23 protein-coding genes, 1 tRNA gene and 1 pseudogene are annotated in these 24,265 nt (G+C 58.8%); 14 read left to right on the forward strand and 11 right to left on the reverse strand.

The genetic code is table 11. From position 1 onward, the window contains the following. Positions 1 to 175 precede the first annotated feature (175 nt). The 9 genes from infA to purQ all read left to right on the forward strand — a co-directional run bounded on the left by infA (position 176) and on the right by purQ (position 7,340). Positions 176 to 436, forward strand: a complete 261-nt coding sequence (gene infA, locus AC0V6M_RS01060; protein ID WP_472644631.1) for a translation initiation factor IF-1 — start codon at positions 176 to 178, stop codon at positions 434 to 436. Positions 437 to 452: 16 nt separating this feature from the next. Further along, entirely contained in the window at positions 453 to 1,031 is a 579-nt protein-coding gene (locus tag AC0V6M_RS01065) for a Maf family protein (protein WP_486137019.1), read from the forward strand. After that, positions 1,024 to 1,986 (forward strand): ribonuclease E/G, encoded by a 963-nt coding sequence (locus AC0V6M_RS01070; RefSeq protein WP_486137020.1) that lies wholly within the window; start codon positions 1,024 to 1,026, stop codon positions 1,984 to 1,986. Before AC0V6M_RS01065 ends, AC0V6M_RS01070 begins: the two co-directional genes overlap by 8 nt. Further along, positions 1,983 to 2,165: a DNA gyrase inhibitor YacG gene (locus AC0V6M_RS01075; protein ID WP_486137021.1), complete on the forward strand. Its 183-nt coding sequence runs from the start codon at positions 1,983 to 1,985 to the stop codon at positions 2,163 to 2,165. Before AC0V6M_RS01070 ends, AC0V6M_RS01075 begins: the two co-directional genes overlap by 4 nt. A gap of 126 nt (positions 2,166 to 2,291) precedes the next feature. Beyond that, positions 2,292 to 2,366: transfer RNA gene (locus tag AC0V6M_RS01080), tRNA-Phe, on the forward strand. A 45-nt stretch (positions 2,367 to 2,411) separates the two neighbouring features. Further along, positions 2,412 to 3,215: a phosphoribosylaminoimidazolesuccinocarboxamide synthase gene (gene purC / locus AC0V6M_RS01085; protein WP_472644626.1), complete on the forward strand. Its 804-nt coding sequence runs from the start codon at positions 2,412 to 2,414 to the stop codon at positions 3,213 to 3,215. A gap of 182 nt (positions 3,216 to 3,397) precedes the next feature. After that, positions 3,398 to 6,286 (forward strand): M16 family metallopeptidase, encoded by a 2,889-nt coding sequence (locus tag AC0V6M_RS01090; protein WP_486137022.1) that lies wholly within the window; start codon positions 3,398 to 3,400, stop codon positions 6,284 to 6,286. Between the two features lie 134 nt (positions 6,287 to 6,420). Then, the gene (purS, locus tag AC0V6M_RS01095; protein ID WP_486137023.1) at positions 6,421 to 6,669 is read left to right on the forward strand and encodes a phosphoribosylformylglycinamidine synthase subunit PurS; all 249 of its coding nucleotides are present in this window, start codon (positions 6,421 to 6,423) and stop codon (positions 6,667 to 6,669) included. Next, the gene (gene purQ, locus AC0V6M_RS01100) at positions 6,669 to 7,340 is read left to right on the forward strand and encodes a phosphoribosylformylglycinamidine synthase subunit PurQ (protein ID WP_486137024.1); all 672 of its coding nucleotides are present in this window, start codon (positions 6,669 to 6,671) and stop codon (positions 7,338 to 7,340) included. The genes purS and purQ overlap by 1 nt, the downstream gene beginning before the upstream one ends. Positions 7,341 to 7,345: 5 nt before the next feature. Here the strand turns inward: purQ and AC0V6M_RS01105 are convergent, their stop codons facing one another. From AC0V6M_RS01105 to AC0V6M_RS01120, 4 genes are all read right to left on the reverse strand, one after another. Further along, positions 7,346 to 9,709, reverse strand: coding sequence for a putative bifunctional diguanylate cyclase/phosphodiesterase (locus AC0V6M_RS01105; protein ID WP_486137025.1), 2,364 nt, complete (start codon positions 9,707 to 9,709; stop codon positions 7,346 to 7,348). Positions 9,710 to 9,815: 106 nt separating this feature from the next. Then, on the reverse strand, positions 9,816 to 10,208 hold the full coding sequence (locus tag AC0V6M_RS01110; protein ID WP_486137026.1) for a GFA family protein: 393 nt from the start codon (positions 10,206 to 10,208) through the stop codon (positions 9,816 to 9,818). Next, positions 10,208 to 12,031: a glutamine--fructose-6-phosphate transaminase (isomerizing) gene (gene glmS / locus AC0V6M_RS01115; RefSeq protein WP_486137027.1), complete on the reverse strand. Its 1,824-nt coding sequence runs from the start codon at positions 12,029 to 12,031 to the stop codon at positions 10,208 to 10,210. The genes AC0V6M_RS01110 and glmS overlap by 1 nt, the downstream gene beginning before the upstream one ends. 179 nt (positions 12,032 to 12,210) lie before the next feature. Continuing rightward, positions 12,211 to 13,119, reverse strand: coding sequence for a DMT family transporter (locus tag AC0V6M_RS01120; RefSeq protein ID WP_486137028.1), 909 nt, complete (start codon positions 13,117 to 13,119; stop codon positions 12,211 to 12,213). Between the two features lie 226 nt (positions 13,120 to 13,345). Between AC0V6M_RS01120 and AC0V6M_RS01125 the strand changes: the two genes are divergently transcribed. The 3 genes from AC0V6M_RS01125 to AC0V6M_RS01135 all read left to right on the forward strand — a co-directional run bounded on the left by AC0V6M_RS01125 (position 13,346) and on the right by AC0V6M_RS01135 (position 17,373). Further along, a complete protein-coding gene (locus AC0V6M_RS01125; RefSeq protein WP_486137029.1) occupies positions 13,346 to 14,635 on the forward strand; it encodes an O-antigen ligase family protein in 1,290 nt (429 codons plus the stop codon). Further along, positions 14,628 to 15,719, forward strand: coding sequence for a phosphatase PAP2 family protein (locus AC0V6M_RS01130; protein ID WP_486137030.1), 1,092 nt, complete (start codon positions 14,628 to 14,630; stop codon positions 15,717 to 15,719). Before AC0V6M_RS01125 ends, AC0V6M_RS01130 begins: the two co-directional genes overlap by 8 nt. Before the next feature lie 127 nt (positions 15,720 to 15,846). Further along, the gene (locus AC0V6M_RS01135) at positions 15,847 to 17,373 is read left to right on the forward strand and encodes a TadA family conjugal transfer-associated ATPase (RefSeq protein WP_486137032.1); all 1,527 of its coding nucleotides are present in this window, start codon (positions 15,847 to 15,849) and stop codon (positions 17,371 to 17,373) included. Here the strand turns inward: AC0V6M_RS01135 and AC0V6M_RS01140 are convergent. Both AC0V6M_RS01140 and AC0V6M_RS01145 read right to left on the reverse strand, forming a co-directional pair. Next, positions 17,370 to 18,092, reverse strand: a complete 723-nt coding sequence (locus AC0V6M_RS01140) for a hypothetical protein (RefSeq protein WP_486137033.1) — start codon at positions 18,090 to 18,092, stop codon at positions 17,370 to 17,372. The genes AC0V6M_RS01135 and AC0V6M_RS01140 overlap by 4 nt on opposite strands. Positions 18,093 to 18,109: 17 nt before the next feature. Continuing rightward, positions 18,110 to 18,385 (reverse strand): hypothetical protein, encoded by a 276-nt coding sequence (locus AC0V6M_RS01145; protein WP_486137034.1) that lies wholly within the window; start codon positions 18,383 to 18,385, stop codon positions 18,110 to 18,112. 49 nt (positions 18,386 to 18,434) lie between these two features. Between AC0V6M_RS01145 and AC0V6M_RS01150 the strand changes: the two genes are divergently transcribed. Beyond that, positions 18,435 to 19,346 (forward strand): DMT family transporter, encoded by a 912-nt coding sequence (locus tag AC0V6M_RS01150; protein WP_486137035.1) that lies wholly within the window; start codon positions 18,435 to 18,437, stop codon positions 19,344 to 19,346. Positions 19,347 to 19,379: 33 nt separating this feature from the next. Beyond that, positions 19,380 to 19,511 (forward strand): entericidin A/B family lipoprotein, encoded by a 132-nt coding sequence (locus AC0V6M_RS01155; protein WP_472639339.1) that lies wholly within the window; start codon positions 19,380 to 19,382, stop codon positions 19,509 to 19,511. 30 nt (positions 19,512 to 19,541) lie between these two features. On the opposite strand, the gene AC0V6M_RS01160 is transcribed toward AC0V6M_RS01155, so the two are convergent. The 5 genes and pseudogenes from AC0V6M_RS01160 to AC0V6M_RS01180 all read right to left on the reverse strand — a co-directional run bounded on the left by AC0V6M_RS01160 (position 19,542) and on the right by AC0V6M_RS01180 (position 24,169). Then, positions 19,542 to 20,138, reverse strand: coding sequence for a DUF938 domain-containing protein (locus tag AC0V6M_RS01160; RefSeq protein ID WP_486137036.1), 597 nt, complete (start codon positions 20,136 to 20,138; stop codon positions 19,542 to 19,544). Between the two features lie 3 nt (positions 20,139 to 20,141). After that, on the reverse strand, positions 20,142 to 21,692 hold the full coding sequence (locus AC0V6M_RS01165) for a long-chain-fatty-acid--CoA ligase (RefSeq protein ID WP_486137037.1): 1,551 nt from the start codon (positions 21,690 to 21,692) through the stop codon (positions 20,142 to 20,144). Between the two features lie 90 nt (positions 21,693 to 21,782). After that, positions 21,783 to 22,232, reverse strand: a complete 450-nt coding sequence (locus AC0V6M_RS01170; RefSeq protein WP_486137038.1) for an ABA4-like family protein — start codon at positions 22,230 to 22,232, stop codon at positions 21,783 to 21,785. Between the two features lie 35 nt (positions 22,233 to 22,267). Continuing rightward, positions 22,268 to 22,987, reverse strand: a complete 720-nt coding sequence (locus AC0V6M_RS01175; RefSeq protein WP_486137039.1) for an NAD(P)H-binding protein — start codon at positions 22,985 to 22,987, stop codon at positions 22,268 to 22,270. 8 nt (positions 22,988 to 22,995) lie between these two features. Next, positions 22,996 to 24,169 (reverse strand): annotated as a pseudogene (locus tag AC0V6M_RS01180) (deoxyguanosinetriphosphate triphosphohydrolase). Between the last annotated feature and the right edge of the window lie 96 nt (positions 24,170 to 24,265).

The raw sequence follows: 24,265 nt of genomic DNA on the forward strand, positions 1-24,265 counted from the left end.
ACAAGCACCTGAATTGTATCGAATTGCATCACAAAGTGTCGCGTAAAAGACGCACCGAGAGCGCATCCGCTTGATGCCCCTAACGCACGAGACTTCCATTTTGTTCTCGGCGGGGTTAAAGCGCGCGCCTGAATGAGTGATTTTACTCAGAAAAGCTGTTTGCATAAGGATATACATGGCCAAAGAAGAACTCCTCGAAATGCGCGGGAAGGTCGTCGAACTGCTTCCCAATGCGATGTTCCGGGTCGAGCTTGAAAACGGTCACGAAGTGTTGGGCCACACCGCTGGCAAAATGCGCAAGAACCGTATCCGCGTGCTGGTGGGCGACGAAGTGCTGTGCGAGCTGACGCCGTATGACCTCACCAAGGCCCGCATCACCTATCGCTTCATGCCCGGACGCGGCGGCCCTGGCCAAGGCCCTGGCCCAACGCCATAATTTTGAGGTGCGCTGAGTGAGCGCCCCAAAACTCATTTTAGCTTCGGCCAGCCCGCGCCGGCGCGATCTGCTCGCGCGGCTCGGCATGGCGCCCGATGATGTGGCCCCGGCCGATATCGATGAGACACCGCATAAGGGCGAGCTTCCACGCGACTACGCCGCGCGCATGGCTCTGGAAAAGGTACAGGCTGTCAGCGCCAACGGCGACGCCCACATTCTTGCTGGCGACACCGTGGTGGCCGTTGGCCGCCGCATCCTGCCCAAGACCGAGACCGAAGACGAAGCGCGTTCATGCCTCAAACTGATGGGTGGGCGGCGGCATGTCGTGCTGTCTGCGATTGCCCTGCGCGCGCCAGATGGCGGTATCCGCACGCGGCTGAGCGAGAATGTCGTGCGCTTCAAAGTCCTCTCTGATGAGGAAATTGCCAGCTACCTGGCGGGCGGCGAATGGCGCGGCAAAGCGGGCGGATACGCAATCCAAGGCGCAGCCGAGGGCTTGATCCAATGGATCAAAGGCAGCCATTCCAGCGTGATGGGCCTGCCGCTGTACGAGACCCGCGCGCTGCTGAGATCGGCGGGATTTGCCATTGGCTGAGTGGCTTGTCGAAGAAGGGATCGGCGAGACCCGCGCGCTCTTGACCGAGAACGATCAGATATTGGCGGCTAAGCTGTTTTGGCTGAGCAAAGACTGCGCGCGAACGGTTTTGATGGCCAAGATTGTCTCTCGCAAAGCCGGATCATCGCGCGCTTTGTGCGTTAGCCCGCGCGGGGTTGAGATCAACGCAGACGGCCTTCCGCGCGATGCCAGCGAAGGCAGCGACGTCCGCTTGATCATAATCCGCGAGGCGATGGCGGAACGAGGTCGCCTAAAGCGAGCACAGGCGCGATACTTCGCCGATGATAACCCGCACATCCCGCCAACGTCCGTGTTTGCGACGGGCAAGCATGTGCGCCGTTTCCCGTCAGGCCTGTGGGAAGAGGTCTGGGAGGCGGCAAGTTCTGGACAGATAGACTTCGCCGGCGGCTCGCTAATCATCAGTGTCACGCCTGCGATGACCCTGATCGACATTGACGGTGAAGGAAGCCCGTTAGAGCTATCATTAGCAGCCGTCCCCGCCATCGCTCAGGCACTGCGCTGGTTCGATCTGGCAGGGAATATCGGCATCGATTTTCCGACCATTCAAGACAAGGCCGGGCGCAAGGCCGTGGATGCGGCCCTGGAAGAAGCGCTTGATGACTGGCCGCATGAGCGCACGGCAATGAACGGCTTTGGCTTTGTGCAAATCGTCGCCCGGCTCGAAGGGCCATCGCTGCTCCACCGATTCTCAACCTCGCGGGTCGGAGCATGCGCGCGGAAGGCCTTGCGAAGGGCGGAAACTGCCGAGGGGCTGGGCGCTGTATTGCTGCTTACCGTCCACCCGGCCCTCAAGTCGAAGTTTAAGGAAGAATGGCTGGTCGAACTCGCACGGCGCACAGGCAAAGAAGTGCGGATTGAGACGAGCCCGAGCCTTGCGTTGGAAGGTTCTCAGGCGCAGATTGTAAGCCTATGACTAAGATTAAGACCTGCCCGATCTGCAAGAAAGCCCGCGCTGAGGACTTCACCCCATTTTGCTCCCAACGCTGCAAGGATCTCGACCTCGCCAAGTGGTTTGGCGATGGCTACGCCCTGCCCAGCCGCCCGGCATCCCCAGAAGAGATCGCGCGCGAAGATTGGGAACAGCAAGGCTGAGCGTAAAAGAACCTGTGCCTCAGGCTATTTCCCTCTTGCCAAACATCGCCGCCCGCGCCATAGGCCCGCTCTCATTTGCTCGCCGGGCAAAGCGTGCCAAACGCCAAACCCGTCGCCGCAGCGAATGCCCGGGTAGCTCAGGGGTAGAGCAGCGGATTGAAAATCCGCGTGTCGGTGGTTCAAATCCGCCCCCGGGCACCATTCGCTTCAGCAGCGGCTTTACACCCGCGAGCCAGGAGGCCCAGCATGACCCGTCGCCGCCAAATCTATGAAGGCAAGGCCAAGATCCTTTATGAGGGTCCAGAACCGGGCACGATTATCCAATATTTCAAAGATGATGCGACCGCATTCAATGCGGAGAAAAAGGGCACCATCAACGGCAAAGGCGTGATCAACAATCGCATTAGCGAGCATGTGTTCACCCGCCTTGCTCATATCGGCATCCCGACGCATTTCATCCGCCGCCTGAACATGCGCGAGCAATTGGTGCGTCAGGTTGAGATCATCCCGATCGAAGTCGTGGTGCGCAATGTCGCCGCCGGCTCGATTTGCAAGCGGCTAGGCCTGGAAGAAGGTGAGCCGCTGCCGCACACCTTGATTGAGTATTATTACAAGGACGATGCGCTGGGCGATCCACTGATCTCAGAGGAGCACATTGCGTGCTTCAATTGGGCCAGCGTCGAAGAAATGCACGACATGTCTTCCATGGCGATCCGGGTGAATGATTTCCTTTGCGGCATGTTCGCCGGGATCGATATTCGCCTGGTCGATTTCAAACTGGAATTTGGCCGCCTGTTCGATGGCGACTTCAGCCGCGTCATTCTGGCCGATGAAGTCAGCCCGGATGGCTGCCGCCTGTGGGATATGAAGACTGGCGAGAAGCTGGATAAAGACCGCTTCCGCCGCGATTTGGGCGGTGAAGAGGCGGCGTACCGCGAAGTCGCGCGGCGTCTCGGCCTGCTGCAGGACGAAGACAATGGCCCTGGCGAAGTGCTGGACCTGTCGACCCATCGGAATCGGATGCGCGGCAAAACCCCGCCGAAAAAGTAAGCGTTTGGTTTTCCGCACGCCCATCCGGGCATGCGATGTCCTCGCGCTTTACGGGCTAGCCCGCAGCGCTGCGGGCGGGCACGGGGCCCTTGCGGCGCCTGCGGCGCCGATTAAAATGCCACGTTCAGTTTCAATGCGCTAAGAAGCCATCGTTATATGATCATAGGGCACAATTTCAGCATATGAATTTTACCTCACGCGCGCTCATCGCAGGGGCGCTGCTTGCGCTTCCCAACCTCGTTCTCGTTCAGTCTCTCGCGGCGCAAGGGCAGACCGCCACTGAGACCGCACAGGCTGAAGAGGAGCCGCTGTGGGCGTTTGAGAGCAGTGACGTGCCCGTCGATCCCGGATTTGTGTTCGGCGTGCTGGACAATGGCATGCGCTATATCATCCGTGAAAACTCCACGCCGGAAGGCACCGCATTGGTGCGGATGCAGATCGGCTCTGGCTCGCTTGATGAAACCGATAGCGAGCGCGGCCTTGCGCACTTCGTCGAGCACATGGCCTTCAACGGCTCAACCAATATTCCCGAAGGCGAGATGATCAAACTGTTGGAGCGCAAAGGCCTCGCCTTCGGCGCGGACACCAATGCCTCCACCGGGTTTGAGACCACCACTTATATGCTCAATCTGCCGAAGAACGAGGAAGACCTGCTCGACACGGCATTGATGCTGATGCGTGAGACGGCGAGCGAGCTGACCATTGCGCAAGATGCGGTAGACCGCGAGCGCGGCGTTATTCTGGCGGAGCGACGCGACCGGCGCGGTTTCCAGCAGAAGGCGACCGAAGATCAGCTCGCCTTCTTTGCTCCCGGCGCGCGGTTCGTGGACCGCCTGCCGATTGGAACGCTTGATGTGCTTGAGAACGCCAGCGCCGAGGATCTGCGCGGCTTTTACGAGCGCACCTATGTGCCTGCCAACACGGTTATGGTGATCGTCGGCGATTTTCCCGCCGCCATGATGGAAGCCAAGATCCGCGAAGTCTTCACCGATTGGCGAGGCGGCCCGGCCCCGGTTGAGCCGGTTACTGGCCCGATCCCGATTGAGCGCGAATCAGAGGTCGATATCTACACCGACCCTGCCCTGTCAGAGAGCGTCAGTCTGACCAGTTTTTCTAAGTGGAAGGACAGGCCAGACACTGTCGCAACGCGCGATGAGGCGCTGCTGCGCAGCATTGGCTACCGCATTATCGGCCGGCGATTGTCCCGCCTGGCGCGCGGCGAGGATGCACCCTTTCGCGGCGCTGGGTTCAGCAGCAGTGATTTGTTCGAAGACGCGCGCTCCACCAGCCTATCCATTAGCAGCGCCGATGGCGAATGGCGCAAAGGGCTCGTCGCCGCTTTACGCGAAGTGCGTCAAGCCGTGGAGTTCGGCTTCACTCAAGCGGAAGTGACCGAGCAAGTCGCCAACCTGCGCACCGCGCTGGAAAATGGCGTCGCATCGGCTGATACGCGCAGCAATGGTGCCTTCGCTAATGCGGCGCTGCGACTGGTCGTTTCAGAACGCATTCCCACCGATCCCAAATACCGTCTGGAGCGGTTTGAAGCGCTGGCCCCCAGCATCACACCGGGCCGCGTGTTTGCCGCGCTGATCGCGGACCTGCCAGCCACTGGCGATCCGCTGATCCGGTTCCAAGGACGCAGCGCGCCCGAGGGCGGCGAAGAAGCTCTGCGCGCGGCTCTTGCCGAGGGAATGGCGGCAGAGATCGCCGCGCCGCAAGACAGCGGCGAGCAAAGCTTTGCCTACAGCGACTTCGGCACGCCGGGCGAAATCGTCTCCGACACGGTCGATGATCGGTTTGATTTCCGCCTGATCCGCTTTGCCAATGGCGTGCGGCTGAACCTCAAGACCACTGATATTCGCAAGGACCGCGTAAGCTACCGCCTCAGCCTGGATGGCGGCACCTTGCTCGACACAGCGGACGATCCGCTGCGCACCGCAATGGTCAGCGTGCTGGCCACCGGCGGCCTTGGCGAGCACAGCCAGGACGAATTGCAAAGCGTGCTCGCCGGGCGCAGCGTTGGTTTTAACATCGGATCAGGCACGGACGCATTCCGCATGTCGGGCAGCACCACGCCGCGCGATCTGCAATTGCAGATGCAATTGCTCGCCGCCGCGCTGACCGATCCCGGTTACCGGCGCGAGGGTGAGGAGCGCTATGCCAAGAATATCGAGAATTACTTTGCCAATCTCGATGCGACACCGTCACGTGCGCTTAGCAATCGGCTGGGCGGGATCCTGTCCGATGGCGATCCGCGCTTCAGCCTGCAGCCACAAGAGGCGTTTCTCTCGCGCAGTTTCGCACAGTTGAAGGCCGACATTGGCGACCGGCTGGAAAGCGGCGCGATTGAAATTGCGCTGGTCGGCGACTTTGATCCAGACGCAGCCATCGCAGCGGTGGCCAGCACATTGGGCGCCCTGCCCACCCGCGAGGCGGAATTCCAACTGCGCAGCGAGGCTCGAAAGCGCAGCTTCACCTCGAAGCGCGGACTGCAAACGCTGACCCACACCGGCGAAACCGACCAAGCTCTGGTCCGTATGGTCTGGCCGACAACCGATGACAGCGACCTATCCGAGGCGCTCCTCCTTTCGCTGCTCAGCCGCGTCGTGCGCATCCAATTGCAAGAGCGGCTGCGCGAGGAATTGGGCAAGGCCTATTCGCCGTCCGCTGGCAGCTCCGCCAGTCGCGTTTACGCAGGCTACGGCACGTTCAGCTTGACCGCGTCAGTCGATTTTGCAGAGCTGGAGCCAACCCGCGCAGCGATCCGCGCGATGCTGAGCGAACTCGCCGCAGCGCCGCTGGAAAGTGATGTGATTGACCGGGCGCGCCAGCCGATGCTGGAAAGCTATGACAATGCTCTAAAATCGCTCGGCGGTTGGATGGGTCTGGCGGACAACGCGCAAAGCCAATCTGAGCGCTTGCAGCGTTTCCTCGATGCCCCTGGCGAACTCAAGAGCATTACTCCAAAAGACATTCAGTTTGTCGCAGCGCAGTATCTCACGGCTGATGAAGCGGTCGAAGTGCTGGTGATCCATGAGAACGCTGAGCTGCCAGACAGCATCGCGCCCTAGCGCCGGCCCCAGCAAGCGCGAATAAGCGCTCGTGATAGTGGGCAAGCTGCCCAGCAATGATTGCGCCAGCACGGGGCTACGCTATACGCTGCGCATCATTCGCCCATCCACGCGCGTAATCAGGTGAGCCGCCCATGAAAGTCCGTATTCTCGTCCGCCTTAAACCCGGAGTGCTCGACCCCCAGGGCCGCGCCGTGCATCATTCACTGGATGGCATGGGCTTTGAAGGCGTCGAAGACGTGCGAATTGGCCGGATGATCGAAATGGACGTGGCCGATGGCACAAGCGACGAAGCGCTCAATTCGATGTGCGAAAAACTGCTCGCGAATATGGTGATCGAAGATTTCACGATTGAGAAGCTGGAAACAGCGGGAGCGGCCTGATGGGTTTCCGCGCCGCTGTGATCACTTTCCCCGGTTCCAATTGCGACCGGGATATGGCCTGCGCTTTGGAACTCGTATCGGGCACCGCGCCGATCCGGGTGTGGCACGGCGATGCAGAGCTGCCTGACAACCTTGACTTTATCGCCCTGCCCGGCGGTTTTTCCTATGGCGATTACCTGCGCTCTGGCGCGATGGCCGCGAACAGCCCGATCATGCGCAGCGTGATTGCTGCGGCGGATCGCGGCGTGCCCGTACTGGGCGTGTGCAACGGCTTTCAGGTGCTAACCGAGAGCGGCCTGTTGCCCGGCGCCTTAATGCGCAACGCCAGCCAGAACTTCATTTGCCGCACCGTACCGCTGATCGCAGAGAACACCCAGTCGGCCTTTACCCGTGCCTATGCCGGGAAAGACACCGTCCAAATTCCCGTGGCGCACCACGATGGCAATTACTTTGCTGACGAAGAGACGCTCGACCGGATCGAAGGCGATGGCCGGGTCGCATTCCGCTATGCCGAACCCTGCAATGGATCACGCCGCGATATTGCCGGGGTGCTGAGCGCGGGCGGCAATGTGCTGGGCATGATGCCCCACCCAGAGCGCGCGGTTGAAGACGCCCAAGGCGGCACCGATGGCCGCATGCTGTTTGAAAGCGCAATCGCAGCGTTGGTCTGAGCCGCTCAGGCGATTTGGCGTTCGCCGTCGCCGCCGTTTGCATCGAACAGCCGTAGCGCTTCATTCTTTGGCATTGGACGGCCAAAATAGAACCCTTGGATCTTGTCACAGCCCATCTCGCGTATGAGCTTGGCTTCTTCGATGGTCTCCACGCCTTCCGCCGTCGTGGTCATGTCGAGGCTCTTCGCCATCGCAACCACCGCATTGATGATCGCCAGACTTTCTGAACTGTTCTGCGCCGCGCCTTGCACAAAGGTGCGGTCGACCTTGATGGTCGAGAAGCTGAGCTTGCGGATGTAGCCGAGCGAGGAATAGCCCGTGCCAAAGTCATCCAGCGCAACGCTGCAACCCAGCGCCATGATCTGTTCCAGCGCTTTGCGAGCGATGGAGGCATCGCGCAGGAAGATGCTCTCAGTCACCTCAACCTCAAGCCGATCTGCATACAGCCCCGTCTCTGCCAGAACGGCGACGACATCCTCGTAGAAATCCGGCTCGAGCAATTGCTCAGGTGATACGTTGACATTGACCCGCACGTGCTTGGGCCAATTGCAGGCCTCGCGGCATGCCTCGCGCAGGACCCATTTGCCAATCGGCACGATCAGACGCGTTTCTTCGGCCAGCGGGATGAATTTACCGGGGCTCACGAAGCCGTGATCGGCGCTGTCCCAGCGGACCAAGGCCTCAAAGCTGACGATGTTCTCGCTATTGGCGTCAACCACAGGCTGATAGTGCAGCACCATCTCGTCGCGGTCGAGCGCCTTGCGCAGGCTCACCTCAAGCTGGCGGCGTTCTTCGGCAGAGGCATGGAGCACAGGCTCAAAATCAAAGTGCTCGCCGCCGCCCGCATCCTTGGCGCGGTAGAGCGCAAGGTCGGCGTTGCGCATCAGTTCTTCAACCGATTTGCCATCGCGCGGGCCCACCGCTGAGCCGACGCTGGCGCCAACGTAAAGTGTGTGCTGATCGACCTGATACGGCTCCGTCAGAGCCTCAATGACACGGTTGGCGGTGGTGCGAATGATCTCACGGTCGCTGACATCGCGCAGCACAATCGCAAATTCATCGCCGCCCAATCGGCCGCACATCTGATCCTGCCCCATCAGGGCCTGAAGACGCGCAGACACCTGAGCCAGCAGCTTGTCGCCGACCATATGGCCGAGCGAATCGTTCACCGCTTTAAACCGGTCGAGATCCACCATCAGCAGAGCGCATCGCGTGCGCCATTGCTCCGCAAATACCAGCGCATCGCCCAGCGCCTCGGTCAGCCGCAAACGGTTGGGCAGTGAGGTGAGCGTGTCATAGCGCGCGAGGTAAGCGATCTTTTCAGACGAAGCGCGCGCCTCTGTCACATCGGAGCCGACCCCGCGAAAACCAATAAAGCGGTTCTGGTCGTCGCGCATTGGTGTGCCTGACAGCTCCCACCACCGCTTCTCACCGCGGATCGTCACATTGACGAGCAGGTTGGAGAAGTTCTCGCAATGCTTCAGCCGCTCAGCCAGATCATGCAGGCTGGTCGGAAACTTGCCGCTTTCCCAAGTGTCGCCGGCGATCAGTTCGAGCAGTGGGCGGCGCTCCGCCTCCGCCTGAGGACAGCCAAGCGCATAGGCGAAACGCGGGCTAACGCCGCGCAGACGCCGCGCTGTATCGACTTCCCACAGCCAATCGGCCTCATTCTCCTCAAACTCGCGCAGCAACAGCGAGACGACCTGCTCTTTTTCCGCAACGCTGCTCTCTGCAATCCGCGCGGTGAGATAGGTGCGCGCCACCTCGATCGTACCGAACAGGCAGCCGACACCGTAAAACGTCCCGGCGACCGCGACCGTCCAGAGCCCTTGCAGCGCCAAATGCGAAACCGCGGCCACGCCAACGGTAAGGGTAAACACGAAAATCCCGAGCGGGGCCGCAGCGTAGAAATAAATCGATGCCGCCGTCAAAGTCGCCACCACAACGAGCAGCGTCATCAGGTCTGGAAGCGAGCCGTAAGGCGCGAATACCAGGATTGGCACCGCCCACAGGACCCCAGAGAGCAGCGGCGTCAGCGCCTGCCCATAGAATTCCTGGCGCGACAGCTTGCGATATTCGGCATCGGCCAACGTGCGGTCAAACCGCACTCCGCGGATCTGGAGCAGCACCAAGGAAACCCACCAAAACGCCAGCCAGATCAGACTGATACTGCCGGAATAGATGTGGACCGTGAACAGGCCCATGATCGCATGAATGTAGGTTCTGAAGAAGGTGAGCGCCGAGAGCCCTGAATATTGCAGGCCGCGCAGCCGCGCCCAATCATTATCCCCTGCCCCGGTTAATCCCAGCACAGCGAGCATAGACAACCGGCGATTGGCGGGCTGCGGGGGGACATCATCTTCGATCACACCCCCGCGGCTATCCAGCAAAGGTTAGTATGAAGTAAATTGCGAGGCCGGCTTAGGGGGAATTGCGGCCTGACGAGCCGATTGCGCTACGAGCTGCGGCCCCCTGTTACAGCTTGCTTCGGTCCCAGTTTCGGCCGTCAAAATCGCGGATTTCCGGCGTTAGACCGCTGCTGTCATCAAGACAGGCGAGATGGACGCTCCACGCTTCGGGATGGGAGCGCGGTTGGTAGAAGCTTTTCGTGCCGCAAATCTTGCAAAACAAATGCTCCGCCTCGCCTGAACCAAAGCGGTATGAAGTGAGCGCTTCCTCGCCCGACAGCAGCGTAAACCTGTCATGCGGGATAAACAGGTGGAGATAGCCGGACACCGCGCATATCGAGCAATTGCAGCGCAGCATTTTGGGCGCGCGCTCGGCCTGCACTCGGAAGCGGACGGCACGGCAATGGCAGCCTCCCTCTAAACTTAGGAGCTCTTGGCCATCACCGCCGCCCGCTGTCATCACTCAACCGTCACGGATTTGGCGAGGTTGCGGGGCTGATCAACGTCAGTCCCCTTCACCACGGCAACGTGATAGGCCAGCAATTGCACGGGAATAGCATAAACCAGCGGCGCGATCAGCGGGTGAACCACCGGCATTTCGATCGTCGCGATGCAGCCCTCGCCCGCTTGCGCCAGGCCTTCCGCATCAGAGATCAGCACCACTTGCCCGCCACGTGCGCGCACTTCCTCCATGTTCGAGACGGTCTTTTCAAACAACGGGCCGGACGGGGCGATCACCACCACTGGGACGTCTTTGTCGATCAGCGCGATTGGGCCGTGCTTCATCTCGCCCGAGGCGTAACCTTCGGCGTGAATGTAGCTGATTTCTTTGAGTTTTAGCGCGCCTTCCAGTGCAAGCGGGTAATCCTGTCCGCGGCCCAGATAGAGCACATCGCGGGCCGGCGCGATCAGATGCGCCATGCTGGCAATGTCTTGGTCATGGTCCAGCGCCTCATTGAGCGCAGCGGGAGCTTCCAGCAGATGCGTCACGACCTCGGCCTCTTCCTCGCGGCTCATCAGGCCCTTCTTCACCGCCATATGCGCAGCCAGCGCGGCCAGGACCGCGAGCTGACAGGTGAAGGCTTTGGTCGAGGCGACACCGATTTCCGGCCCGGCATGGCTCGGCAGCAGCAAGTCCGCCTCGCGCGCCATGGAGCTGGTCGGTACGTTCACGACAACGCCAATGGTCTGTCCCTCGGCCTTGCAATGGCGCAGCGCCGCGAGAGTATCGGCGGTCTCCCCACTCTGGGAGATAAACAGCGCCAGGCCGCCCTCCTCCAGCACCGGATTACGATAGCGGAACTCGCTGGCCACATCGATATCGACCGGCACGCGGGCGAATTGCTCAAACCAATATTTCGCGACCATTCCGGCGTAAAAGGAGGTGCCGCAGGCGACGATGGTCAGACGCTTGATCTGCGAAATGTCGAAATCAAGTTGAGGCAGAGCAACGGTGTTATCCGCCTGGCGCAAGTAAGAGCTGAGCGTTTGCGCAACCACGGTTGGCTGCTCAAAAATCTCTTTCTGCATGAAGTGGTGGAAATTGCCCTTTTCAACCGCCGCCGCTGTCGCGCCAGAGGCTTGGATATCGCGGGTTACAGGCTTGTTTTCTACGTTATAGACCTGCGCGCTATCGCGCTTGATAACGACCCAATCGCCTTCTTCGAGATAGGAGATGCGCTGTGTAAGCGGCGCCAATGCAAGCGCGTCTGAGCCGAGATACATCTCATCTTCGCCATGGCCGACGACCAGCGGCGAACCAAGGCGGGCACCGATCAGCATATCAGGATGCTGGCGAAATGTGATTGCCAGAGAGAAAGCACCCCGCAATTTCGGCAACACCTCAGCCACCGCATCCTCTGGCGACATGCCCTTTTCAATCCGCGAAGAGATCAGGTGAGCTACAACTTCACTATCGGTTTCGCTTTCAAACGTCCGATTTTCATCGGACAGTTCGGCGCGCAGTTCTTTGTAGTTTTCAATGATGCCATTGTGCACGAGCGCGAGTTCATTGGTGGCATGCGGATGCGCGTTTGTCGTGGTCGGGGCACCGTGTGTGGCCCAGCGCGTGTGAGCGATGCCAATTGTACCTTCGACGGGATCCTCGGCGAGAACGCCCAGAAGGTTAGAAAGCTTACCCTTGGCTCGGCGGCGAACCAGCTGACCGTCATCAACGACACAAATACCCGCGCTGTCATAGCCGCGATATTCCATGCGTTTGAGGCCATCGACCAGGCGGTCAGCGACCGGCTCATTCCCAACAATTCCGATGATTCCGCACATAGTCTTGTCTCTAACCCCTGCTGGCACGCCTAGCCTACCTCACGCGCTGTACCTCGCGCAGCAACTAGGCGGCAGTGGATGAATATCGCGTTGCCAAAATCGCTGATGCGGTTCGGCGGTATCTGCTGCTTGCCCCGCCCCTGTAACGGCTCATGGCTCAGCTTCAAGAGCCTGTCTGCTTAGCTCGGCTGTTTGGCGCTTTGCTTGGGCGAGCTTTGGCTGTCCCACCACAGGAACAATCCAGCCGCAATGATCATCCCGGCACCGCCCAGTGTCAGGAGATCAGGCACATCACCAAACCACCACCACCCTAGCGCTATAGCGACCAGCATTTGCACATAGATCGCCGGCGCCACTTGCGACGCGCCCGCTTTGGATGTGCCAAGATAGGCGAGCCAATGCGCTGCGCTGGCAGTGACCGCCACGATGGCGCAGCGCAAAGCCACATCCCAACTTGGCCAGCCAAAATCGAGTTCTGGAATGCCGGAAAATTTCGCCCCGACCGCCGCCAGGATCAGGATAGGCGATGCCACTCCCGCCATAAACACCTGCATCGACAAGGCACTGCCCTGCCCAGCGCTCGCGCGGTTGGCGACCATCATCAGCGCAAAGAAGGTTGCCGATACCAGCGGCAACAACGCCCCTAGCCCAATTTCCGCCAGATTAGGCCGCAAGATCATCATGACCCCCGCTAAGGCAATCACCGACACGGCCCATGCAGCAGGGCGGATCTTCTCGCCCAAGATCAGCCCGCCAAACACCTGCGTCAGTACCGGCGCGAGAAAGCCAATCGCCATCGCCTCGGCCAAGGGCATAATATAAATGGCAGAGAAGAAGCACAGGCTCGCCACCGCAAGGCACACGCCGCGAACCAACTGAAGCCAGGGATTTTGCGGCACAAATGCGCGTCGCCCTTCACTGCGCCATAGCAGCACCGATAGGCCCAGCGCGCCGATGGAAAAGCGCAAAGCGGCAACCGCAACCGCAGGCCATTCTTCCGCCATGCTTTTGATCACAGCATCGCCGATCGACAAAATGACAAAGCCCGCCGCCGCATAGGCCAGTCCAGCTCTTTGGTCGTGCTGCATTGCCTGCGGGCCTCACTCATTCACCGAAGTCGCCGCGCTAGGCGCTTATCGCGAGAATGGAAAGGCGATTGTCATTTAGTGATCGGCAGCGATCCGAAGCCGCGCCTAAGGCGCTATTCCCTGCGCGAAAAGCCAAGCCCTTGATCAAACATTAACCATTATTGTCCATGAACTACGCGCTTCGCGAAGAAAGGCCGATAATGGGTTTAAATGAGGAAAAAGCGGCGTGACCGCGCCCGCTGCTGCGCTGTCAAAGCCGCGCGGCGCCGCGCTTGCATTGTCGCCTCATTTGGCCGCTAAGCTCGCCTGTCTTGTGCTGCTGCTCGCCGCACCCGTCTTCGCGCTTTCGACGTGGCAGGTGGAATATAGTTTTCTGATCAGAAGACATTTTTCATTCCCGATTTTGATTGCTGAATTGATTGTCATCGGTTTGGCCGCTCTCTCCGGCGCCGACCTACGTAGCTTCATAGATAGACTTGAACTGCGAGCGAAACTCGCCCTTGCTGTCTTTACAATGACTGTCCTCGCCTCGGCCGCCTTGGCTGATGCTGATCCAGGCGTAGCCTATCTGTTTGGGCTGACCACCCTAATTCACATGCTATTTCTTGGCATGCTTTGTGAACGGTTCACAGGCGTATGGCGAAACATGCAGCAGAATTTCCTTATCTGTATTGCCGCAGGTGGAGCTATCTATTTTGTGCTTGCCTTCGGCTTGGCCATCAGCGTCGTCAACGAACCAGAGTTCAACTGGAAACAATTTAGCGCAGGTGTCTCCAACGTTCGTCAAATCGGGTATTATGGATTAGCAGCGGCCGGCATCGCGATCGGCCTCCTCGCTAACTCAAGGGAACGTGCAGAGATCATCTTTGCTCAAATACTTTTGGTTTTGGGCGCATGGTGCATCTTTTGGAGTGGCGGTCGAGCTGCATTCTTGGGCCTGCTTGCTTCCGCGTTTGTGATTGCTCTTTACCAGCGTCGTCACGGCCTCATGAGCTATTTTCGAAAATTGGCGCTCGGCTTTGTCGTGGCAGCTTTGTCTTCTTTGACCTTTACACCAGCTACTATGTGGGGATTGCAATCAATTATCGGCCGCATGGTTGCTCCGGAATCTGGCAGCGAATACAGTTCTGGCCGGCTTAATATTTGGTTAGAAACGGCGACCTGGATTTTCGAAAGTCCAGTTATCGGCTATGGACAAGGTCAATTCCGTTTTACCGTGGAGGCCGCGCGAGGCTTCTTCAATCATCCGCACAACTCCGTATTGCAAGTCTTGTTCGATTGGGGGGCGGTAGGGTTCGTATGCTTAATCGCTTTGGCTTGGGCCATTTGGAAACAGATCTGGTGGCACACACAGTCGAACCGTAACTTGGCCTTACCTTGTATAGGAGTCATGGCAGGGCTCCTAACAATGTCCATGCTGGATGGGGCACTTTACTACCCATTTCCGATCATGGTTGTTCTTTGCGCTTGCGCGGTTCTGCTCTCACTTAATCCTCGGCAGGTCAAAAATGTCTAAGACACTCGAGCGAAGAGCTTTCAACCTTAGCAAGGTAAGGTCAATTTTTACATCCAGCGTTGGCCGCAGCGAGATCGCGATCCTTGCGCTGGCTCTGATCATTTGCTTGTGCGCGAATGTCGCCTTGAACAGCGTCGATGTTACGATCAATTGGGGCCGGGCAATTTTCCTCAATAGCCGCTTTGTGACGTTCATATTGATTGTCTTTGTCGCCGTGGAATTCTCCCTTCTATTGGTGCGTCACCGCCCAAGCAGCCCGGTCGAATTTTTCCTAAATGACCCCCGCGCTCACCCGGCTTATGCGCGGATTTTGCCTGCGTTTTGCATGGTTGTCGCGGTTGGCACGCTGATGCCAGCGTTCAGCTATATTAAGGGCGCAATCCCTTTGCTCAGCGAGTATACCTGGGACCAAACCTTCATCGATTGGGACGCAGCGATTCATGGGACCGACCCTTGGCGTCTGCTGCAACCTTTGCTTGGCTATCCTGAGGTCTCTGCAGCGCTCGGTTACCTATACCACTTCTGGTTTGCGCTGATCTATATCGGACCTTTGTGTTTTGCGCTTTACGTCACTGACAAGCATCTGCGTCTGCGTTTCTTCCTCGGCTATTTCCTAACCTGGACAATCGTCGGCATGATCGGCGCAATTTCGCTCGCCTCGGTCGGTCCGGTTTTTCTGGAGCCCCTGCTGGGTGATGATCACTTTGCGGAACAAATGGCCTATCTGCATGCCGCCAACGCGGTGCAGACCATACCCGTTATCGAAGTTCAGCAGATGCTGCTCGATTGGTATGCGGAGGGAGACTATGGGCTTGGCCGCGGGATCACTGCCATGCCATCGATGCATGTCGCGCTCACGTCTCTATATGTCTTTGCCACCTGGAAAATCGACAAGCGCCTGTGGGCCGCCTTCGCCGTTTTCTGGCTGTTGATTATGCTCGGCTCGGTCCATCTCGCCTATCATTATGCGGTCGATGGCTATGTTGCCTTGGGCATGGTCGCCATAATTTGGGCCGCTACAAAGCCAGCGGCAAACTTCATTTTGAATGTCGGGAAGTCGCCTGAAGTCAGCGCTGCAGCATGACTCGTGTTTGCTTCGCCAACCTTAGGGAAAAAATAAGGTTTCCAGACTATTCACCATTTTCAGAGAGGCAGTCTTCGTCATCGGACGTTGATATGCAGTGTATGATTTACGGCCTAGGGGGCTTGCGATGAGCGCATTCGGTAAAAAAGGTGGCGCAGGCGGAGGTGGTGCCGGTGGGCGTCCCGCGTTTGGAGTTGCCCGGCCGATGAAAACGGGCGGAAGCGCGGACAAAGGTGGTGAGCAATTCCCGCCTCTGCCGGACGAAGAGCCTGAGAAAAAAGCAGAGCCAAAGCCGGCTCCGGTTAGCGCTGGTAACGCGACCGATGATGCGATGGATCGCCTTACGGAGCGCATGAATGCGACCCATTCTGCCGAATCTGAAGAAGGCGGCTTTGAAGCCAGCGTTCACAAGATCAAAGAACAAGTGCTCCCGCGCTTGCTGGAACGCGTCGACCCAGAAGCCGCTGCGACGCTTTCTAAAGAAGAGCTGTCTGAAGAATTTCGCCCTATTATCATGGAAGTGCTGGCCGAACTTAAGGTCACACTGAACCGCCGTGAACAATTCGCGCTGGAAAAAGTTCTGATAGACGAGCTGCTCGGCTTCGGCCCGCTCGAAGAGCTGCTTACCGATCCAGACGTGTCTGATATCATGGTCAACGGCCCTGATCAGACCTACATTGAAAAAGGCGGTAAGCTGACCATCGCACCGATCCGGTTCCGCGATGAACAGCACCTTTTCCAGATTGCTCAGCGCATCGTGAACCAGGTTGGCCGCCGCGTCGACCAAACCACGCCGCTGGCCGATGCCCGCTTGAAGGACGGCTCACGTGTTAACGTGATCGTGCCGCCACTCAGCCTCAAAGGCACCGCGATCTCCATTCGTAAGTTCTCTGAGAAGCCAATCACCTTGGACATGCTCAAGGACTTTGGTTCGATGGACGAGAAGATGTGTACGGCGCTGAAAATCGCTGGCGCATGCCGAATGAACATCGTGATCTCTGGCGGTACAGGTTCGGGTAAGACCACCATGCTCAACGCTCTGTCGAAAATGATCGACCCGGGCGAGCGCGTGCTGACCATTGAGGATGCCGCCGAGCTTCGCTTGCAGCAGCCGCACTGGCTGCCGCTGGAAACACGTCCGCCTAACCTTGAAGGCCAAGGCGCGATTACGATCGGTGACCTTGTTAAGAACGCCCTGCGTATGCGCCCAGACCGTATCATCCTGGGTGAGATTCGTGGCGCGGAATGTTTCGATCTTCTCGCCGCCATGAACACCGGCCACGATGGCTCTATGTGTACGCTTCACGCCAACTCACCGCGTGAGTGCCTGGGCCGTATGGAAAACATGATTTTGATGGGCGACATCAAGATCCCGAAACAAGCGATCTCCACTCAGATCGCCGAATCGGTCGACTTGATCGTTCAGGTAAAACGTCTGCGCGATGGTTCACGCCGCACCACCGACATCACCGAGGTTATCGGGATGGAAGGCGATGTGATCGTGACCCAAAACCTGTTCAAGTTCGAATATCTCGACGAGAGCGAAGACGGTAAAATCTTGGGCGAATTCCGCGCCTCTGGCCTGCGTCCTTACACGCTTGAAAAAGCGCGTCAGTACGGCTTTGATCAGGCTTATCTTGAGGCTTGTCTCTAGTCTTTTTGCGCTAACCTCTTCCAAAAGAGGCAAGCTGCACCAAAGGCTCCTAGCGCAAGGAAGATAAGCCAAAAGTGAGCGGACAACGTCGAGTGCTCTTTTTGTGTGGGCGAAATGCTCTCAGACGTTGGGTCGTCTGATTGCGTTTCTCTAGGAGGCCATCCTCTCGCGGCGCGTCTCTCGGCTATCCGTCTTTCCACTTCTGCCCTTTTTTGCGCCACGTATTCGGCTTCTTGGGAATAGAGCTCTGAGGGACGAGCAATTCCATCTGAAATCCAATCCTTCACGGCTGCAACGTTCTGCGCCTTCCCATCCAGAACATAAATTCCTTCACATGGCCCACTGATGACAAAATTGGCTTCTGAAGCGTTCTTTTCTTCGTCTTCGTATTGATGTCGCCGGAAGCTTACAATTTCTGGACCGTCAGTTCTTCGACTGTCGGGAACTCTGTAGTTGGTTGGCGGAAAATTGATCTCGATTTTGTTCGCAACTTCGCCCTTGAGGACCTCATCCACCCGATAGGTGACCAAAGCCTGCGACGCTATACCACTGTCGTTGAAACCAGTCGGTTCATAGGCGAGCATCTCGCCGACGAAAATCCCGTCAGCAGCGAGCATTTGGTTGTAGTTGCGCTCGACCAGCACGACACAGGCGCCAACATTAGCAGAAAGGCCAAACGCCATTGCTAAAAAGGCTGTTACAAACAAAAGCGTTCGCATCCCAGCATCCTACCTCACTAATTCCCCAACACAACCGGCAGCGACAGCGTCAGCAGCCCCATGCCCATAATCGCGGACAGCACGAATACGCTCGTCCACGGCACCCAGCCCACTCTTTCTAGCTGATCGATTGGGCGTTCCTTGCTGCGCCGCCGGTCCATCCACGATGCGAAGCCGGCAAACACCATCAATGCCCCGCCGATCAGCGCGAGGATCAGCGCGTCGCTGGCAAACAGCAGATCGTGTAAAAACTCCATCATCGCGGGCGCGGCTATAGCCATGCCGGGCTTCATGGCAATGCTACGCTTGTGAAACGCGGCAATCCGCTTACACGCAGGCCCTATGGATGGTTCGATTGCCCGCCCTCGCCCAATGCTTGCCCTGGGCATTCGACTGATCACAGCGGGCACGCTGGCGACCATGGCGATGCTGGTGAAGCTGGCCAGTGAAAAAGGCGTGCATCTGGCCGAGCTGATATTTTGGCGTCAGGCGCTGACTTTCATCGCGATAGCCGCCATTCTTTGGGCGACGGGGCGGCTCGCGCAGACCAAGACCAAGCGCATGGGCGCGCATGTCCGCCGCGCTGTTGCGGGGCTGACCGGCATGTTCTGCGTTTACGGCGCGGTCACCTTGCTGCCACTCGCCGAAGCGACTGCGATCAGCTTCACCACCCCGTTTTTCGCGGTGATGATCTCGGTGATCCTGTTTGGCGAGACGGTCGGCAAATATCGCTGGGGCGCGGTTATCCTAGGTTTTGCCGGGGTGCTGGTGATCGTTCAGCCGGGAGCATCGGGCATGATCGACCCCATAGGCGCGGCAGTGGGTCTGGTTGCGGCCTTGCTCGTCGCCTTGATCTCGTTCCAGATTCAAGACCTCAACAAGAGCGAGAACCCGTGGACGATCGTGTTCTGGTTCACCGCCATCACCGCCCCGTTTATGGCGCTGTTCGTTCCATTCGTGATCGAACCACATGACGGCGAAACCTGGGCGATCATTTTTGCCATGGCAGCGGCGGGCGCGCTTGGGCAGATCTTGCTCACCACTTCGCTGCGCTTCGGCTCGGCGGCGGTGATCATCGTGATGGATTACACCTCGCTGTTATGGGCAACCTTGTATGGGGTGCTCATTTTTGCGAGCCCGCCTTCGGCCAATTTGTGGCTCGGCGTTCCGCTGATCATTGCGGCAGGGCTGCTCATCGCATATCGCGAACGAATGCTAGCAAGTGGCAAGACAGGTTCATCTGCTACGAGCTAGTGAGACAGCGAAACCAAACGAAAGGCAGACATAATGGTCCGCAAAACTCTGATTGCCGCTGCAATGGCCGCGCTTACCCTCACCTCCGCCGCATGCAACACCGTGAAGGGATTGGGCGAAGATATCCAATCCGTCGGTCAGGCTGGCGAAGACGCCATCGATTGATTGGGCGATTGAAGGCTCGGGGGCTAAACCTCAGCCTTTACGGTAAGTCAGCATCAAATTGTTCGCGGGCATTTCATAGCGATTTACCCGCGTAAATTGTTGATCATCAGCGGCTTTGTCGGCATCGTCCACATCGCGAATGCCCCAGTCGGCGTTGCGCTCGCGCAGGCTTGCATCAAACGCCAGGTTTGATGGCGCAGGCTCCACGCCTTCCTCATAATACGGTCCGTAGAGGATCAGTGGTGCGCCTTCGTCTAGGACGCGCGCGGCACCTGCAAATAATCCCAGCGTGGCCTCCCATGGGCTGATGTGGACCATGTTGATGCACAGGATCGCATCCGCATGCTGGGTCAGCCAATCGGCAGGCGCGCTGGCATCGAGATGGACCGGCGCGAGCAGGTTCTTGCCCTCATATTCTGAGCGATAGGCGGCGATAGAATCCAGAGCCTCCGGCGAAGGATCGCTTGGCTGAAAGGTCGGCTGCGGAAACGCTTCAGCGAAATAGACCGCATGCTCTCCGCTGCCGCTGGCCACCTCCAGCAACGTTCCGTCTGAAGGCAACTCTATAGCGAGAACCTCAGCAATCGCCTCGCGATTGCGCAAGGTCGCGGGTGCATGCTTCTTCACGGGTCAGTTGACCTGCCGCTCCTGCCCCTCCCAATAGGGCGCGCGCAATTGGCGGCGCAGGATTTTGCCTGATGGATTGCGCGGCATGACCTCAATCACATCAATGCTCTTGGGCACTTTGAAACCGGCCAACTGTTCGCGCGCATAGGCGATCACTTCATCGGTATCGACCGTCTGCCCGGGTTTGGGAACAATGCAGGCCTTCACCGCCTCGCCCCACTTGTCATCAGGCACGCCGATCACCGCCACTTCGCCAACCGCTGGATGGCCGTAAATCGCGCTTTCAACCTGGGCGGGATAGACATTCTCCCCGCCAGAGATGATCATGTCTTTGATGCGGTCCTGAATGTAGATGTAGCCATCATCATCCATGATCGCGGCATCACCAGTATACAGCCAGCCGTCGCGGATCGTCTTTTCGGTGGCCTCGGGCAGGTTCCAATAACCGAGCATGTTGGAGGGCGATTTGACGACAATTTCGCCAATGGTGCCGCGCGGCACTTCATTGCTGTTCTCATCAAAAATACGAATGTCGGTGCCCGGCATCGCGCATCCGACCGAGCGCATCCGCTCATTGCCTTCAAGCGAGTGATCCTCTGGTCTAAGCAAGGTCACCGTACCGCAGGTTTCCGTCATGCCGAACACTTGCAGGAAACCCGCCTGAGGCATGGTGCGCACCGCCTCTTTCAGCAGCTCCAGCGGCATCGGCGCTGCGCCATACATGATGTATTTGACGCCGCTGAAATCGACATTTTTCGCGTGCGGGTGCTGGATTACCATTTGCAACGCCGCTGGCACGACGAAGGACTGGGTGGCCCCAGCCTCAATGCCTTTGAGGAACTCGCCGGGGTCAAACTCTTCCTGAATGAGCGCGCGGATGCCGTTAGCGATCGACGCGATCACAATCCCCGTGCCGCCAATATGCGCACAGGGCATGGCAACCAGCATGCAATCATCGGGCCCGGGGCTGTTCCACGGATCGCCGGCCTCTTTTGAGGTGTTGCGCAAAGCGACCAGCGCCGCATTGCTCAACTCGGCTCCCTTGGGATTGCCGGTGGTGCCGCTGGTGTAGAGTTGAAGCACGGCATCATCGGGGCCGGACGGGGTGAAGCTGGCCGGAGCGGCTGCCTCAATCGCGGCGTACATCTCTGGCTCTTCGATGATTTTCACCGTCGCTGCGATCTCTGGCGCTAGCTTGGCGACAACTTCGGCAAAGCCGATGCCTGTGATCATCAGTTTCGCGCCGGTGTCTTTCAGAATATAGGCGACCTCTGGCGGGGCAAGCCGCCAGCCAATAGGCGCCATCACCGCGCCCATGCGCGCCGCGGCCAGGAACATAGCGTAATAGATCGTGCGGTTTTTACCCAGCCACGCGATCCGGTCTCCCTTGGCGATACCATTCGCTTCAAACACGCTGATCATCCGACGGGTCAGATCATCCGGCTGCGCGAATGTTACCGTATCGCCATCCTGTTCAAAGGCCGTCTGGTCCGGGCGTTCGCTGGCCCAATGGGAAACGAATGCATCAAAGGTGCAATGCGACTGTGCGGTCACCAATCTCTCTCCGATTTATCTGTTTTGTTTATTATGTAGTTTATGCACGGCTGCACAGATTTGCCAAGCAGATTGCGGGATTGGCTGGGATCAGCTCCAGCGGCCATTGGCGCGCGCCGCTGGTTCTCGCACGATCAGCCAGATCAGCAGCCCCAGCGGCCCCGCCATTAAAGTCGCCAGCAGGATTGGCACTTGGACAATCCGGGAGATGCCCTTTGCATCAGCATCGCGGGCGATCCAGATGCCGACAAACAGGTCAAAGGCGAGATAATGCGTCCAGCCGATGGTCACGCCCGCATCGCTGGCAAAGATCGCGCGCACGCCCTCAATAGTGTTGAAATTCGCGCCCGCCCCGCTCTCATTCGGTAGCAATCCCGTCAGCACGCCGACCAGCGAAACGCTGTAGACCAGACACAAGATGCCAACCCCGACGTACAGGACGGCTGCAAGTATGGCCGGGCTGCGCGGCAGGAAAGCGAGCGCGATCCAAGCGATAATAGCGAGCAGGTTCACCGCGCCAAAAATTGCATTCCAATCCATCGCCAATGCTCCCTTTGGGCCCGCGCGGGGCTTGCTTAACCTTGCTCGGCTTGCTGCTCCAGCCGTTCGAGACGCTGGCGCCATTCGCGTGCAGCCCGCTTCATCGCGTCATTGTCATGCACAAACCGCCCCGCCGCTTTACGCATCGCCAGACCGAGCGCCGCCTCTGACACCACACGTGCATCGATGGAGCGATAGGACGCCCATTTCCCGCCGAGCATGGGATCAAGCACAGGGCTGGCGATCATCGCCAGCTTCTCCCCAACCCTCAAATCATTGGTGCGCGGCCCGCGCAGCAGGCCGGGACGCAGAATATCGAGCCGCTTAAACCCAACCTTGGACAGCGCTGTCTCGGTTTCGCCTTTGACCTTCAGATAGAAGGTTTTGGAGCGCCAATCGGCCCCGGCCGAGCTGACCATCACCAGATTGGTAATGCCAGCCTCCACCGCCGCCTCTGCGGTGGCGAGGACAAGATCATGGTCGACCTTGCGAAACGCTTCTTCATCGCGGCCTGACTTCTTCCAGGTGGTGCCCAGCGCACAGATCAGCGTACGCGGCTTGATCGTTTCAAACACCTCGCCCCACTTTTCCGGTGTGGCGACATACATTTCCATCCGCGCGCCGTCGGGCAGCGGAGCCTCTCGCCGCGAGACGCCAATGATGCGCACGTCGTCGACATCATTGCTGGTTTCGATCACGCGCCGACCGATCAGGCCGGTCGCACCGACAAGGGCAATGCGGCACACCTCAGACATTCGCCACCTCAAACATTAGAAAGCCCCTGCGGCGCTTCGCCATAGATTTTGGTGCAGGCCTCCATCGCAAAACGGTCACTCATACCGGCGATGAAGTCAGCGATGGTGCGGGCCCGCTGCGGATCGTCCTTGGGCAGGCGCGCCTGCCATTCGGGCGGCATCAGGTGGTGATCCTGAGAATAGGCCGCGAACAAGCGCGCAACCACATCGCGGGCGCGGCCAGCGGCGGCGACTTGTTCCGGGTGGTAATAGAGCTTGTCGTACATGAAGGTTTTTAGCGATCGTTCCTGAGCGGCAAAGCCGGGCGAGAACCCGGCCAGTCTGTTTGCCAGCAGCACGCACCTCATCCACTGAGGTCATGCCGCTGATATTGGCGCGCGTGTGCTCTAACACATCATTGACCATCAGGCCGATTTGATCGCGCACCAGCTCGCGCAATTGCCGCTCTCGCGGGGCATTGGGAAAGCGTTTTTCGACCGCCCGCCATTGGTGTTCGAGGAAATCCAATTCGAGCAGATCATCTAGCCCCAAGAAACCGGCCCGCAGGCCGTCATCAATGTCGTGATTATCATAGGCGATGTCATCGGCCACCGCCGCAATCTGGGCCTCCAATGATGGCCACGCGCCCAAATCAAATGGGAATGCCGCATCCAACTCCGCCAGCGCCCAATTGGGCGCTTCAACCGGGCCATTGTGCTTGGCCAGCCCCTCCAGCAGGTCCCATGTGAGGTTGAGCCCGTCATAGTCAGGATAGGGCGATTCCAAGCGCATCAGCGTGCGCATCGACTGCGCATTATGGCAGAACCCGCCGTGCCGCTGCATCGCCTCAGACAGCGCCGCCTCGCCCGCATGGCCAAAGGGCGGGTGCCCCATGTCATGCGCCAGACACAGCGCCTCCGTCAGATCTTCGTCCACACCCAGAGCGCGGGCCAGCACGCGGCCAATCTGCGCCACTTCCAGGCTGTGGGTGAGGCGGGTGCGGTAGTGATCGCCTTCCGGCGCGATAAAGACCTGAGTTTTGGATTTGAGCCTGCGAAAGCTCATCGAGTGAATGATCCGGTCGCGGTCGCGTTGAAACTCGCTGCGCGGCCCCCTCACCTCAGCGCGCGCCGAAACTGAGCGATTGTCAAATTCGCGGCCGCGCGGTGCGACGGGGTTAGCGGCGTAAGGGGCGCGGGTCATATCCACCTCTGCGCGCTTAAGTCAGCGCATCGCTCACCACAACCTGAACAGAGAGCGAACGCATTCATAAAGATCAGAAATTCGCCAGACATATGA

Source organism: Erythrobacter sp. JB3-1 (assembly GCF_057364995.1).

Coding starts and splice junctions, on each gene's coding strand:
- infA (WP_472644631.1), top strand. CDS start 176: ATGGCCAAAGAAGAACTCCTCGAAATGCGCGGGAAGGTCGTCGAACTG.
- AC0V6M_RS01075 (WP_486137021.1), top strand. CDS start 1,983: ATGACTAAGATTAAGACCTGCCCGATCTGCAAGAAAGCCCGCGCTGAG.
- purC (WP_472644626.1), top strand. CDS start 2,412: ATGACCCGTCGCCGCCAAATCTATGAAGGCAAGGCCAAGATCCTTTAT.
- AC0V6M_RS01090 (WP_486137022.1), top strand. CDS start 3,398: ATGAATTTTACCTCACGCGCGCTCATCGCAGGGGCGCTGCTTGCGCTT.
- purS (WP_486137023.1), top strand. CDS start 6,421: ATGAAAGTCCGTATTCTCGTCCGCCTTAAACCCGGAGTGCTCGACCCC.
- purQ (WP_486137024.1), top strand. CDS start 6,669: ATGGGTTTCCGCGCCGCTGTGATCACTTTCCCCGGTTCCAATTGCGAC.
- AC0V6M_RS01110 (WP_486137026.1), bottom strand. CDS start 10,208: ATGACAGCGGGCGGCGGTGATGGCCAAGAGCTCCTAAGTTTAGAGGGA.
- glmS (WP_486137027.1), bottom strand. CDS start 12,031: ATGTGCGGAATCATCGGAATTGTTGGGAATGAGCCGGTCGCTGACCGC.
- AC0V6M_RS01120 (WP_486137028.1), bottom strand. CDS start 13,119: ATGCAGCACGACCAAAGAGCTGGACTGGCCTATGCGGCGGCGGGCTTT.
- AC0V6M_RS01130 (WP_486137030.1), top strand. CDS start 14,628: ATGTCTAAGACACTCGAGCGAAGAGCTTTCAACCTTAGCAAGGTAAGG.
- AC0V6M_RS01135 (WP_486137032.1), top strand. CDS start 15,847: ATGAGCGCATTCGGTAAAAAAGGTGGCGCAGGCGGAGGTGGTGCCGGT.
- AC0V6M_RS01140 (WP_486137033.1), bottom strand. CDS start 18,092: ATGCGAACGCTTTTGTTTGTAACAGCCTTTTTAGCAATGGCGTTTGGC.
- AC0V6M_RS01145 (WP_486137034.1), bottom strand. CDS start 18,385: ATGAAGCCCGGCATGGCTATAGCCGCGCCCGCGATGATGGAGTTTTTA.
- AC0V6M_RS01150 (WP_486137035.1), top strand. CDS start 18,435: ATGGATGGTTCGATTGCCCGCCCTCGCCCAATGCTTGCCCTGGGCATT.
- AC0V6M_RS01155 (WP_472639339.1), top strand. CDS start 19,380: ATGGTCCGCAAAACTCTGATTGCCGCTGCAATGGCCGCGCTTACCCTC.
- AC0V6M_RS01170 (WP_486137038.1), bottom strand. CDS start 22,232: ATGGATTGGAATGCAATTTTTGGCGCGGTGAACCTGCTCGCTATTATC.
- AC0V6M_RS01175 (WP_486137039.1), bottom strand. CDS start 22,987: ATGTCTGAGGTGTGCCGCATTGCCCTTGTCGGTGCGACCGGCCTGATC.